Genomic DNA, 12,740 nt, shown 5'->3' on the forward strand with positions numbered 1-12,740 from the left:
CGACTGTAAGGAGCGTGGCAATCTCATGAAGTAGCACAAAATTCCTGAGATTGCCACGTCAAGGCTTCGCCTTTCCTCGCAATGACGTTTTTAAAGCCACTACTAAACCGCTGTAATACTACACAACATCCATACAAAAAGCAACTATTTTTATATTAAACTCCTAATCCTTGCAGGATATTTAAACGATTTATCCTTCATAAAATTCAAGAACTGGCTAACTGAATCTACTATATCGTCATTTTTAATATGGGGAAAATTCAATAATTCCTTTAAAATTATGCTTGATTGTTTGGATATTAGAACACTAGCTGATTGAAATAGAGGAACTACCGAGGCGAATCTTGTAACTTTATCAAATCTTGGCTTAATCCCGATCACTCTAATATTATCGCCTAAAAATCCTATATCTTGAATCAATTGTTGACCGCTTGCTTTATCTTCGATTAATATAAAGATTAATATAAATTTTGGCTGATATTCTCTAGCTAATTTTTTCGTCAAATTCTTAAGCTCAGGATAATTAATTTTTTTCCGTACTAATGATACTAGATAATATTTCTGCTCAAGAATCCCCTCATATAGTGCAAACACTATAATCGGAATCTTCGGAAATCTTAATTGCCGTATCCCAGCTTTGTACAAAATAACCAAATCTTGAAGGTAAATTTTCATAAAAGCTAATATCTTCCTCCATATTAAGTAGCGATGACCCTATAGCTATAGGTTCTTGCAAATATTGAGCATTATAATTATAGCTACCTATTTCCTGCTCTAACTTTGCTAAGCAATCAGGAGGTTCTTTATAGCTGTCTAATACTTCACCACTAAGATATTGATATTCTTTATTCATTAATTTAAAAGAATAATCTTGAATACTAATCGCCGGAATTTTTAAATGATGCCATGAATTGCTATTATTAAGTAGATAACCGGATAAATCATCCGTATGAAGACGCTGCATAACTAAAACTATCGCTCCCTTATTACGATTATTTAGTCTGCTAACAAAAGTTTGCTCAAACCAATCTATAACTTTCTTACGTATTTTATAAGAATGAATTTGCGTAGGATTATGAGGATCATCGATAATTAAGATATCACCGCCCTCGCCTGTTGCCAATCCTCCGACCGATGTTGCAAATCTAAAGCCGTTAGCTGTCGTTAAAAATTTACTTTTTTGATTATGAGTTTTACTAAGGATAGTACTTGGAAAAAGTTCCTTATACCAATCGGAATTTAAAATAAACCGACAATCTAGTGAGTGTTTAATGCTAAGTATTTGAGAATAGCTGGCAGCCATAATTCTTTTGGTGGGACTTGGCCCCAAGTAAATAAGCAGGCCAAGCAACGCTAACACAAATAGACTTTAAACTCCTTGGCGGTATATTAATTATTAAACTCACCGCTTTGCACGGCATTTAAATAATCGGTAATTATTCTTATATGTTTACTTGGGTAATACTCTGCTCCGGGATTAATAGTATTAAATACCTTATTATAAAACTGTAAAAATCCTGCCGTAAAATAGAATTTAAGAGTTCTTTAAAGTGGAGCATGTTATTATATCATACTGTGACTTACTGTCATACCGTGGTCAAGCCACGGTATGACATATATCATAAATTATCATTGCCATTAATCCCCTATAGTATATAATTTTGAAAAATAATATGTTTATTTATGAAATTACTAAAAATTATTTTTATCATTACTATATGCATTAATTTTCCTATATTCGCAGAAAATTTAGAGTCGGTTACTACAACCGAGGATATTGAAAATGATGTATTTATCCCTCTTGATGAAAATCATCCTATTTTAAATCCAAACGATAATATTAATAATAGTTCTGAATTTAAGAATTACACAAACGGTAAAATTATTGCATTAAATAAAATTACCGCTACTTCTGAAGAGATAGATTTTAAAGTCGGGGAAGAAAAATATTTCGGTAATATAAAAATCAAATTACATAAATGTACAAAAAATCTTGATCCGTATAATGAAGATAATTATTTGTTGATGACCATAACAGAATATAAAATAGACGAAGATCCTAATTTACTCTTTCAAGGATGGATGATTTCTTCAAGCATTTCACTTTCAACGTTTGAACACCCAATCTATGAAATTTTTGCTAAAGATTGTTTTTAGATGCAATATTTAATTTCAAGTTTAATATTTTTAATTCCAAGCCTTGGAATGCTTGCTGGCTTATCAGCTGCAGCTACTGTTACAATTTTTTTGCTAAGTATTGTTGTACGGAATACCCTCCCACAAATGTCTATGTCATTCCTGCGAAAGCAGGAATCTAGAAAAAATAAAATGGATCCCCGCTTTCGCGGGAATGACATCATAAAGTGTGGGGATGACATAAAAACCGAACTATTATTCACCGCTTGGTGCTTTATATCTTGTTTATTCGCAATTCATCCTATTAATAGCTTAGCTACTTTTACTCAAGTTTCCATACTCTTATTCCTTGGATTTATCGTTAGTAATTCTGCTCCTTTTCAAAATCGCTTACAGCTTAAAAAAGCCTTAATATTCGGGATTCTCACAGCAATATTATTATTCTTCATCGAATATTCTTCTCATGGTTTTTTAACAAGAATATTCAAAGCTAGTTTTGGCTTATATATGTTAGATCGGGGCTGTGCTTTACTTTCAATTACTGCTTGGGTAGCGATTATAATTTTACTCTCTAACGGTAGACCTCTTCGGAAACTCGCTTATAGAGAGGAATTTGGAGGAGACACGGAACGCAGAACCGCAGCGTACTCAAATGTACGTGAGGATTCAAGTACCAGATCGACGTACAAATTACCTCTAGAAGTAGAGTTTCCGAAGAGGTCTAGTAAAAGAAGACATGCATTAATGCTATATATATTAGTGCTTTATTTATTAAGTATTTCCGATAGTTTAGCAAGTTTTTTAGGTTTCGGTATAGGAGGAGTAATATTTATTTTAGCAAGACTTATAAAGCCGATATTTTTCAAATTAATTGCAATAAGTTTAATTACCGGCTCATTACTATTCCCCGTTATAGCTAAACAAATAGAACCGCAATATTTATCTGAAAAATATTTAACTACTCAGCCTTCAGCTGCTCATCGTTTATTTATTTTGCATTTCGTCGCAAACAAAATCATCGAAAAGACGATTTTAGGCTATGGCTTTGCTTCTTCTAAATATATCGAAGTCAATGATAGTGAAATGATCGATTATAAAGGTGAAAAATGGCATCCTTTGCCGCTTCATCCTCATAATAATATATTACAAATTACTCTTGAACTCGGTATAATAGGTTTAATATTATTTTTAAGCTTAACCTATAAATACTTAAAACAAATTGATAGAATAAAGAATAATAATTTTAGGTCAGCTTCTTATGCATGTTTTATAAATTACTACATTATCGGCATGATTTCATATAATATTTGGCAAATATGGTGGATATCAAGCAGTATTTGGGTACTAGTTTTAATGAAGTTACTAGTTAAACCTGATATTGTCGTTGATAATTGATGCTATTTGAGGTAAATATAGAAATAAGTATCATTAAACCTACGTCATTGCGTGGACCGGTAAAACCCACTGTGTCACCCCGTGGCTTGACCACGGGGTCCAGAAAAAAATTTAAAAAGTCTGGATCCCGCGATCAAGTCGCGGGATGACATTCTGTATGGTATGACACAGAAATTACATAATAAAAAACATATGCTACAAAACTCAGAGCTTTTACAAGAATACCTACCGATTGCTATATTTTTCGGTATTGCGGTATTGGTTTCCGGTTTAATAATGATTCTACCTAACCTATTATCGACAAAGAAATATAATAAAGATAAGCTAGAGCCTTATGAATGTGGTTTTGAACCTTTTAGTGATGCAAGGTCAAAATTTGATATACGTTTTTACTTAGTTGCTATTTTATTTATTATCTTTGACCTTGAAATCGCATTTTTAGTGCCTTGGGCTATTAGACTTAATACAATAGGTAAAATAGGCTTTTTCTCAATGATATTTTTCTTATTCGTACTTACTATCGGGTTCATATATGAATGGAAGAAAGGAGCTTTAGACTGGTAATAAAAATACTTGGGGTCATCCCGTAGCTTGTCCAGCTTTGTTGCATGGATCGGTTTTTCCGTCATTGTGAGGAAAAACTGTAAGTTTTGACGAAGCAATCTCAGGAGTTTCTCATTATTTCATGAGATTGCCACGCTCCTTACAGTTGCTCGCAATGACGGAAAAACCGATCCATGCAACAAAGCTGGACAAGCTACGGGATGACGTGTACGGAATGACTATATTTACTGTATTTAATTTATTAAGAATAAACATGCATAATAACTTTTATCAAGAAGACGAATTATTAAACCATGAGCTTTCTAATAGAGGATTCTTACTCACTAAAGTTGATGACGTTATAGGCTGGGCGAGAACTAATTCCTTATGGCCTATGACTTTTGGACTTGCTTGTTGTGCTGTTGAGATGATGCAGGCAGCAGCAAGCAGATATGATATGGATCGCTTCGGTATGTTATTTAGACCAAGTCCAAGACAGTCCGACCTTATGATAGTCGCAGGAACGCTTACTAATAAAATGGCACCGGCTCTACGTAAAGTATATGATCAGATGGCTGAGCCTAAATGGGTGCTTTCAATGGGTAGCTGTGCTAACGGCGGCGGCTATTACCACTTTTCCTATTCGGTAGTGCGTGGCTGTGATAGAATCGTACCGGTTGACATATATGTCCCTGGCTGCCCTCCTACTGCCGAAACATTAATTTACGGGCTTATGCAGCTACAGAAAAAAATTAAACGCACTACAGGTTTTAAGTATGACGCTAGACAAACTCATTGAAAAACTTGCAGCTAAATCTAGCATTTTAATAACTCCGGTCACAGTTAAGAATTATTTAGCTTATAAAATTGCGCCGAATTTTTTATTACCGTTTTTAAAAGCTTTAAAAGAATCGGAAGAATTACGTTTTACTGTACTTACGGATTTATTCGGCTCTGATTTTCCTGAAAGAGATAAAAGATTTGAAGTAGTATATAATTTACTAAGCTTAAAATTAAATAAGCGTTTAATAATAAAAGTAGATATATCTGAAAAAGAAACTATACCTTCGGCAATGAATATATTTAGTGCCGCTTGTTGGTATGAGCGTGAAGTTTACGATATGTACGGGATAAATTTTGATGGCAATGATGATAAAAGACGAATACTAACCGATTATGAATTTGAGGGGCATCCATTACGTAAAGATTTCCCGTTAACCGGTTATACACAAGTTAAATATGATGAGAAGCTAAAGAAAGTAGCTTATGAACCGGTCGATTTAGACATAGAATATCGTGAGTTTGATTTTAGCTCTCACTGGCACAGCCCGACTTACATATTGCCTGGGGATGAGAAAGCTGGGAAGTAACAACGTCATTGCGAGAAGGATACCCAAGTCGTCATTGCGAGTGACTGAAAGGAGCGTGGCAATCCAGTAAAAATTATGAAACAACCGACTGTATATATTATTGCTAATAAACGAAACGGTACTATTTACTTAGGAGTAACTTCTAATCTTATCAAACGTATATATGAACACAAATTAAATCAGGCTCAAGAGCAAAAAAGCTTAATTTAATTGAGCAAATGAATGTAAATTGGAAAGATTTATATGATGAAATTATTTAACTGGATTGCCGCGTCGCCTACGGCTCCTCGCAATGACGGATACTATGACTAACAATACTAAAACTATAACTCTAAATCTTGGTCCGCAGCATCCGGCAACTCACGGAGTTTTAAGGTTAATACTTAAGATGGACGGAGAAGTAGTAAATAACGCCGATCCTCATATTGGATTACTTCATCGTGGTACGGAAAAACTTATTGAGCATAAAACATATTTGCAGGCTATACCTTATTTTGATCGCCTTGATTATGTTTCGCCAATGTGCCAGGAACATGCATTTGCTTTAGCTGTCGAGTCATTATTAGAATGCGAAGTCCCACGAAGAGCTCAGTTTATCAGGGTGCTATTTTCAGAGCTAACAAGAATTCTTAACCATACTTTAAATATCAGCAGCCAAGCTTTAGATATCGGTGCTACTACTCCTCTATTATGGCTTTTTGAAGAGCGAGAAAAGATCATGGAATTTTACGAGCGTGTTTCCGGCTCTCGTATGCATTCAAACTACTTCAGACCCGGCGGAGTTGTAGAAGATTTACCCGATGGTTTACTTGAGGATATAGATAAGTTCATAGAGCAGTTTCCTCCTAAACTTCACGATATTGAAAGTCTACTAAATGAAAATAGATTATGGAAACAACGTTTAGTAGATATCGGCGTTGTGTCTCAAAAAGAGGCAATGAACTGGGGGTTTTCAGGACCGATGCTTAGAGGTTCGGGTATAGCTTGGGATTTACGCAAGTCAAACCCTTATGACGTTTACGATGAAATGGACTTTAAAGTACCAATCGGCAAAAACGGTGATTGTTACGACAGATATTTCGTTCGTATGCTTGAAATGTATGAATCTGTTAAGATAATCAAGCAATGTATAGAAAAAATGCCGAAAGGTGCAGTTAAAACCGATGATCCTAAATTAACACCACCGACAAGAGCTAAAATGAAAGAATCTATGGAAGCAATGATTCATCATTTTAAGCTCTATACGGAAGGATATGACGTACCAGTCGGCGAGACCTACAAAGCAGTAGAAGCTCCTAAAGGCGAGTTCGGAGTATATTTATATTCAACCGGCAATAACAGACCTTATAGATGCCGAATTAAAGCCCCAGGCTTTGCTCATTTGCAAGGACTAGATTTTATGTCTAAAGGTCATTTAATGGCAGATGTTATTACTATTATAGCCACGCTTGATATAGTATTTGGTGAGATAGATAGATAGTCGTCATTGCGAGCAGGCATTGTTGCATGGATCGGAAAATGCCAAATTTGTCCGTGGCTTGACCACGGTATCCAAAAAAACAATAAAAATACTAGTATTTTTTAACTAGATCCCGCGATCAAGTCGCGGGATGACAGCGGGGGAATCGATCCACACAGGAATAATATAAGAGATATATGAACACAAATTTTATATTTGATAAGAAAAATTTAAATCTAGCAGAAGAGATTATAAAGAAATATCCGCCGAAAGGTGAAAGAAGTGCAATACTTCCGCTGCTTGATCTAGCACAACGTCAAAATGGCGGTTGGCTGCCCGTGCCTGCTATTGAATATGTCGCAAATATGTTAGAAATGCCTTATATGCGGGCTTATGAAGTTGCAACATTTTATACTATGTTTAACTTAAAGCCCGTCGGTAAATATCATATTCAAGTATGTACTACTACTCCTTGCTGGCTGCGTGGTAGTGATGATATAATGAAAATTTGCGAAAAGAAATTAGGTGTAAAACTCAAAGAAACTACTGAAGATCAAAAATTTACTTTAAGCGAGATAGAATGTTTAGGAGCATGCGTTAACGCTCCGGTCATACAAATCAATGATGATTATTATGAAGATCTAACTCAAGAAAAAATGGAAACTATTATAGATAAGCTGCAAAATGAGTAAAATACTCTTATTAATAATAAAGTTTTATCAATATTTCATTTCCCCGCTACTTGGCAATAATTGCCGATTTCGCCCCACTTGTTCAGAATATGCAAAAGAAGCTATAACAACACACGGCACACTTAAAGGCTTGTTGCTTACCTTTAAAAGAATCATCAAATGCCAACCGTTTTATAATGGGGTTTTATTGCATGATACAGAAGTTCGATTTCATTCCTGCGAAAGCGGGAATCCAGCCACTAAAAGGTATAAACACACTAAACTTTAGAATTAAAAGCTCCAATAATTTCGCTTTTTCTGGATTCCTGCTTTTCGCAGGAATGAAATCGATATGCTTTGCTAGGGTCATAAATATAAATACTATTAGTGAAATGAATTTAAATCCTTTACCTCGTGAATTTTTTGCAAGAGATACTAACCTAGTAAGCACTGAGTTAATCGGTAAAGCTCTTTATTTCCAAGGTAAGACAGCTATCATTACTGAAACTGAAAGCTATATAGGACAGGATGATCCTGCCTGCCATGCAGCAAGAGGGCGGACTAAAAGAACGGATATAATGTTTGGTCCTGCAGGCTTTAGCTATGTCTATTTAATTTACGGAATGTATTATTGTTTAAATTTCGTAACTGAAGCTGAAGGCTTCCCTGCTGCGACCTTAATAAGGGGCGTACATGTTATTTCGCCTGAAAATCTATACCTCAACGGTCCGGGTAAATTATGCAAATATTTAGGAATTAATATTTCTCATAATAAATGCAATCTTATAAATAACAACGAATTTTTTGTCAGCGATATTGGTTTAAAACTCCCCTACTCTACTACTACCCGCATCGGTATTACCAAAGGCACGGATAAATTATGGCGTTATGTTGTTACAGATATCACTAATTTAATCTCTCAATATAATGTACAGCCTTAATAAGGTCATATTGATTTACGGCGAAAGGACCTCGAAAAGGTTTGTCTAATATAAATAATAAAAAAGCATTGATGATGAAGTGATACAAACTAAACCAACCGAAATCTTATGTAGATAAAGTTTAGTACCAAGCATACAGACAAAAATTAAATTAATAGCGGTCATTATACATACAACTATCCAATATTGAATATTTAAGGGAAAATAGGACATTTTAATCCTGTTTACGGTATAAAGCTCTTTTATCTCCTCAATGATTTCCTGCTTAGTAAATAACTGCATTTGCTCGCTTGCTTTATAAGCTTGTAGTCGCTTATTAATATCTTGGAGGAAACTAAGAGCTTCATGACCGATTTTCTTGCCGTCTTTCATTAATTGCCATTCACGCTGCATTACATCTTTGGTATAATTTTTAATATCTAGATAAATTGCAGGTCTCATTTCATGGGGAAGCCAACCTACACTATCTGCAAGCCTCATCAACACTATAGATTCTGCTGCCACCCCTTCTTGTGCTTTATTAAAATTACCGAGTAAATAAATATAATATAAAACCGGTTGATACCGCATACATACTACCGACTACACCCGATAAAAACCCGCAAAACTTCCAAGCTCTTCTTTTTGAAAATTATTAGGAATAATGTATTTTGTTAAATATAAACATCCCGCACAAAAACTCATCAAAACAATATTAGGAACGGTATAGATAAAGTCAATTATATGATTAACCATGTCCTGCTGAATATTTATGTAATATACTAGAAATAAAGAGTTTGATAAGGTAATCCCTCATAAGCAGCTTTTTGTTTTATTCTCATTAAATCACTACTAGAAATACGAATATTTATTCGAGTATCTTTTTTTAAATAATTAGCTACTGCTACTTGTGCTATATGTTTCTCTTGTTCAAAATTTTTAATTCTTTGCCATTCATCATTTTCAAAAGACTCTAGCAATGCTTTTTCTTCAGCATCTAGTATTATATTTGATATATTCTCTTTATTTCTCATTACTTTTTCCTATTTTTAGATATTTCTGAGTAGTTTTTCAACTTGGGATAATAGTCTTTAAAAAAACTGTTCCATCAACTTCAGTAATAAAAGGAACTAAATAGGCGTATTCATTAAATTTAACTATATACATTTCTGAATATTTATCAGGATTTGGATGTTCTATTATATCCAATAAACAATTACTTTCTATAACTGATATTATTTCTTCAAAACTTACCTTTCGCTCACTTATTAACTTATAATTTTTTTCAGCAGAAAAGCTATAATTACATTTCTTTGTCATCTTATGATATTAGTACAATGTATGCTTTATGTCAACACTACACTTCCGTCTCTTCTAAGACCACCGTAGAATCAGCAAGTTTAGTAATTTTTTCAATTTTTAACCGAGCTTCTTTTAGTTTTTTCTCACAATGATTCTTAAGTAAAATACCTCTTTCAAAGCTATTAACTACCGTCTCTAGACTCTCTTGTCCGTTATCTATTTTTTTAACAATTTCCTCAAGCTCTTTTAAAGCTTCTTCAAAGCTAATATTTTCTTCTAAAGTTTTAGTATTAGTCATTTATTTTTATTTTTTAATGGTTATCTGTAGTAGTTTTGTCTTCAGTTGTTTGTGGTATAAGTAATTTTTTTAGCTCACTACTATCAAAAGTTTTCTTAGGAGCAAAAATACTCCCTTGCATTTTTATATTAAGATGTGCCAAACTATCTTTATCGGAACTCATATTTGAGGTATTTAACTTAACAAGCCTTGCCGGTACATAAAATGATAAAATACTCGATGCATCCATATCAAAATTATATATATTAACTGCAAAAGAGGCCGCACCGCTACTATATTGTGTTGCAAATTTTACTTTCTTTAAAAGGGCAATACCTTTTTGTAGTTCAATATCACCGCTTATGCCTCTAATATTTTCTTGTCCTGTGGTTATAGCACTATTTATATCTTTATCTAAATTTTGTACCTTATAATCAGCTGTATTAATTTTTTCTATAAAAGAATCAATTGCAAAATTATTAACATCTATATTGTTTATAGCAAATTGTGATTTTGTAGTAAGGTTATATAGCTGGCTTTGAAGAGTGTTACCGTTAGTCCCTAAACTACCGCTTATACTTACTTTTTCGCTACTTGCAGTAAATATTTTCATAAGAGCCGAAACTTTGTTTAAATCTATTGTATTTAAAGCATATACGAAATTTATAGAATAAGGTTCTAATAAAATATTGCCGCTACCTTGAAGCTTACCGCCTAATAATTCTGCTTCAATATTATTAAATTGTAATAGATTATTATTATTTGCTACATAAAATTTAACATTTTTCAATATTAAATCATTTTGTGATAATGTTGATAATGTCCCGTAAAATTGCAATGTAGCTTTATCTAGACTATAATCATTTATTAATTTATTTCTTAAATTAAGCATTCCTGCCGGTGATAATAAATCAGTAGTAAGATTACCGTCCTTAATTTCTACGGTCAAAGACGGTAATACACTCGATGCATCCAAGTTCCAGCTAGTTGATAAATAGCTGTTAGCAGTTTTAAAATCTAAATTACTAATTTTTATATTAGCCGGTACGATTTTAGCAAGCAAATTCATTTTGTCAAATATATGATCGTTATACTTAACGCTATCTATTAAAATATCTAAATTAGCTAAATATCCTATTGTTCTAATAGGAATAAATTTGCTTGGATAATCTAAAGTTTTCATATCTTTAGTTAAATTTTTTGTAAATTTGATAAGCGGCGAAATTATTGGATACGTTCTACTGCTTAAGTCAAGCGAAGATATATTAAGCGTAGCATCTAAACGAGGTGTTTGAGCAATAAATTTACTAGAAAAATTTCCTGATAAATTTAAATTATCTGTTTTGAGTAATAAATTTTTAAAAAATAAATCTATTAAAGTGAGTTTTAAATCCGATGACAAGATAAAAGGAACAGCTTCTTTAATAGTAACGTCGTTAAATCCTAAAATATTCAGTAACGAATTTATATCGTTGTGCTTTAAATATAGCTGTCCATCGAACATACTTCTAACGGCATTCTGTGTTACATTACCTGTAAGCTTAAATTCTCCACCTGACTTAATATTACCTGAAAATTCATTTATCTTTAAAGTACCCTTTGATAAGTTAGAAGAAAAAACTATTTTTTCTAGTGCTTCATTATTACTTAAAATTATTTCGTTAATTGCCACATCTGCTTTAAGTAATTTATCGGCAAAAATAAATCTAATATTTGAAGAAGAAGTATTAAATGTTACCCCTGCATTTGGAGAAATTAACGAACTTAAATCTATTTTAGGAAAATTTAGTTTCACATTAGTAGTAATATTATCATTTTTAGCAATGTTAACAAATCCATTACCGGTAATAAAAGACGATGCTATTACTATGTCTTTTAGCTCTATTTCATCTTCATTATTTGAAATATTAAATTTAACGTTTACTGCCTCATTTTGATTAAATTTATTAAAAAGATGGTTTAAATCCGGTAATATATTATACATTACCGATGCTAAATTTTTAATCTGATATTCACCGCTACCGCTAGTAAGCTTAGAATTTTTGTAAATTTGCGATAACTTAAAACCATAATCATTATTATCAATATTAAGACTAAAATCTACTGTATCGTCACGTTTATTAATTGAACCTGAAATTTTACCTATATAGTTACTTGTAGTTTTAAATATGTAATTAGACGATAAAGCATTTTCTTTTTTAAATATACAATTATTAAAATTTAAAATAGAATAATCTTGTTTATTAATAATACTTAGATTAGTAACATTTAGATTTATATTTTGTAATTTATATTTAAAGAAATTCTTTATTAACTCTTCATGATTATAAATATTTAATACATTAGAATTTGAATAAAATTTAGCATCTAATATATCTATTTTATTAATTTTAGGATTAAATTTTATAAGCGACCATAATGAAAAATGAATTTTAATCTGCTCTAAATCTAACTTTCCTTCTTCTCTTATCGTCTCAATAACTAAATAGGGTAAAGGAAATTTATTCATCTTTATTTTTCTGATATTTTCTTTCGCAATTCCTAAATGACTGGTAAAATTATTAGTAACCGAATTATAGTTAACAAACGATAATGTACCAAAAATTATAAATAATAATAATGAGAAACAAATTATGATGCCGGCAGCTATTTTTTTTATCATGTCTA

At 32.4% G+C, this 12,740-nt stretch carries 17 protein-coding genes and 1 pseudogene; 11 read left to right on the plus strand and 7 right to left on the minus strand.

Annotated elements, in window-relative coordinates:
* Positions 1-150 precede the first annotated feature (150 nt).
* Together terL and REIP_RS12290 are read right to left on the minus strand one after the other, a co-directional pair.
* Positions 151-594: a phage terminase large subunit gene (gene terL, locus REIP_RS12285; protein ID WP_231569192.1), complete on the minus strand. Its 444-nt coding sequence runs from the start codon at positions 592-594 to the stop codon at positions 151-153.
* On the minus strand, positions 578-1,303 hold the full coding sequence (locus REIP_RS12290) for a hypothetical protein (protein WP_231569193.1): 726 nt from the start codon (positions 1,301-1,303) through the stop codon (positions 578-580). The genes terL and REIP_RS12290 overlap by 17 nt, the downstream gene beginning before the upstream one ends.
* 380 nt (positions 1,304-1,683) lie before the next feature.
* Here REIP_RS12290 and REIP_RS02885 point away from each other — a divergent pair, with 380 nt between their 5' ends.
* From REIP_RS02885 to REIP_RS02925, 11 genes are all read left to right on the plus strand, one after another.
* The gene (locus REIP_RS02885) at positions 1,684-2,157 is read left to right on the plus strand and encodes a DUF2155 domain-containing protein (RefSeq protein WP_023507868.1); all 474 of its coding nucleotides are present in this window, start codon (positions 1,684-1,686) and stop codon (positions 2,155-2,157) included.
* Positions 2,158-3,531 carry a palindromic element RPE1 domain-containing protein gene (locus tag REIP_RS02890; protein ID WP_045803785.1) on the plus strand — a complete coding sequence of 458 codons (1,374 nt, stop codon included), beginning with the start codon at positions 2,158-2,160 and terminating at the stop codon, positions 3,529-3,531.
* The gene (locus tag REIP_RS12295; protein ID WP_008580022.1) at positions 3,531-3,680 is read left to right on the plus strand and encodes a hypothetical protein; all 150 of its coding nucleotides are present in this window, start codon (positions 3,531-3,533) and stop codon (positions 3,678-3,680) included. Before REIP_RS02890 ends, REIP_RS12295 begins: the two co-directional genes overlap by 1 nt.
* A gap of 43 nt (positions 3,681-3,723) precedes the next feature.
* Positions 3,724-4,095 carry an NADH-quinone oxidoreductase subunit A gene (locus tag REIP_RS02895; protein ID WP_045804284.1) on the plus strand — a complete coding sequence of 124 codons (372 nt, stop codon included), beginning with the start codon at positions 3,724-3,726 and terminating at the stop codon, positions 4,093-4,095.
* 253 nt (positions 4,096-4,348) lie between these two features.
* Complete coding sequence (locus REIP_RS02900; RefSeq protein WP_037213697.1) at positions 4,349-4,873, plus strand: NuoB/complex I 20 kDa subunit family protein; 525 nt, start codon at positions 4,349-4,351, stop codon at positions 4,871-4,873.
* On the plus strand, positions 4,851-5,444 hold the full coding sequence (locus REIP_RS02905) for an NADH-quinone oxidoreductase subunit C (protein WP_045803786.1): 594 nt from the start codon (positions 4,851-4,853) through the stop codon (positions 5,442-5,444). The genes REIP_RS02900 and REIP_RS02905 overlap by 23 nt, the downstream gene beginning before the upstream one ends.
* Positions 5,445-5,519: 75 nt before the next feature.
* The gene (locus tag REIP_RS02910; protein ID WP_008580026.1) at positions 5,520-5,654 is read left to right on the plus strand and encodes a GIY-YIG nuclease family protein; all 135 of its coding nucleotides are present in this window, start codon (positions 5,520-5,522) and stop codon (positions 5,652-5,654) included.
* 94 nt (positions 5,655-5,748) lie between these two features.
* Positions 5,749-6,924 carry an NADH dehydrogenase (quinone) subunit D gene (nuoD, locus tag REIP_RS02915; RefSeq protein ID WP_045803787.1) on the plus strand — a complete coding sequence of 392 codons (1,176 nt, stop codon included), beginning with the start codon at positions 5,749-5,751 and terminating at the stop codon, positions 6,922-6,924.
* A 176-nt stretch (positions 6,925-7,100) separates the two neighbouring features.
* Positions 7,101-7,595 carry an NADH-quinone oxidoreductase subunit NuoE gene (gene nuoE / locus REIP_RS02920; RefSeq protein WP_045803788.1) on the plus strand — a complete coding sequence of 165 codons (495 nt, stop codon included), beginning with the start codon at positions 7,101-7,103 and terminating at the stop codon, positions 7,593-7,595.
* Positions 7,588-7,863: a membrane protein insertion efficiency factor YidD gene (yidD, locus tag REIP_RS09215; protein ID WP_082068217.1), complete on the plus strand. Its 276-nt coding sequence runs from the start codon at positions 7,588-7,590 to the stop codon at positions 7,861-7,863. Before nuoE ends, yidD begins: the two co-directional genes overlap by 8 nt.
* Before the next feature lie 103 nt (positions 7,864-7,966).
* Positions 7,967-8,515 carry a DNA-3-methyladenine glycosylase gene (locus tag REIP_RS02925; RefSeq protein WP_023507875.1) on the plus strand — a complete coding sequence of 183 codons (549 nt, stop codon included), beginning with the start codon at positions 7,967-7,969 and terminating at the stop codon, positions 8,513-8,515.
* Here REIP_RS02925 and REIP_RS02930 read toward each other — a convergent pair.
* The 5 genes and pseudogenes from REIP_RS02930 to REIP_RS02950 form a co-directional block, all read right to left on the minus strand.
* Positions 8,481-9,199: pseudogene (locus tag REIP_RS02930) on the minus strand (hypothetical protein). The gene REIP_RS02925 and the pseudogene REIP_RS02930 sit on opposite strands and share 35 nt — an antisense overlap.
* Positions 9,200-9,276: 77 nt before the next feature.
* Complete coding sequence (locus REIP_RS02935; protein ID WP_231569195.1) at positions 9,277-9,528, minus strand: hypothetical protein; 252 nt, start codon at positions 9,526-9,528, stop codon at positions 9,277-9,279.
* A gap of 37 nt (positions 9,529-9,565) precedes the next feature.
* On the minus strand, positions 9,566-9,814 hold the full coding sequence (locus REIP_RS02940) for a hypothetical protein (protein WP_045803789.1): 249 nt from the start codon (positions 9,812-9,814) through the stop codon (positions 9,566-9,568).
* 37 nt (positions 9,815-9,851) lie between these two features.
* Positions 9,852-10,094 (minus strand): exodeoxyribonuclease VII small subunit, encoded by a 243-nt coding sequence (locus tag REIP_RS02945; RefSeq protein ID WP_045803790.1) that lies wholly within the window; start codon positions 10,092-10,094, stop codon positions 9,852-9,854.
* Positions 10,095-10,107: 13 nt separating this feature from the next.
* Positions 10,108-12,735 (minus strand): AsmA-like C-terminal region-containing protein, encoded by a 2,628-nt coding sequence (locus REIP_RS02950; protein WP_045803791.1) that lies wholly within the window; start codon positions 12,733-12,735, stop codon positions 10,108-10,110.
* Between the last annotated feature and the right edge of the window lie 5 nt (positions 12,736-12,740).

The sequence above is a fragment of the Rickettsia endosymbiont of Ixodes pacificus genome, assembly GCF_000965155.1.
In the GTDB taxonomy this organism is placed as follows: Bacteria; Pseudomonadota; Alphaproteobacteria; order Rickettsiales; family Rickettsiaceae; genus Rickettsia; species Rickettsia tamurae.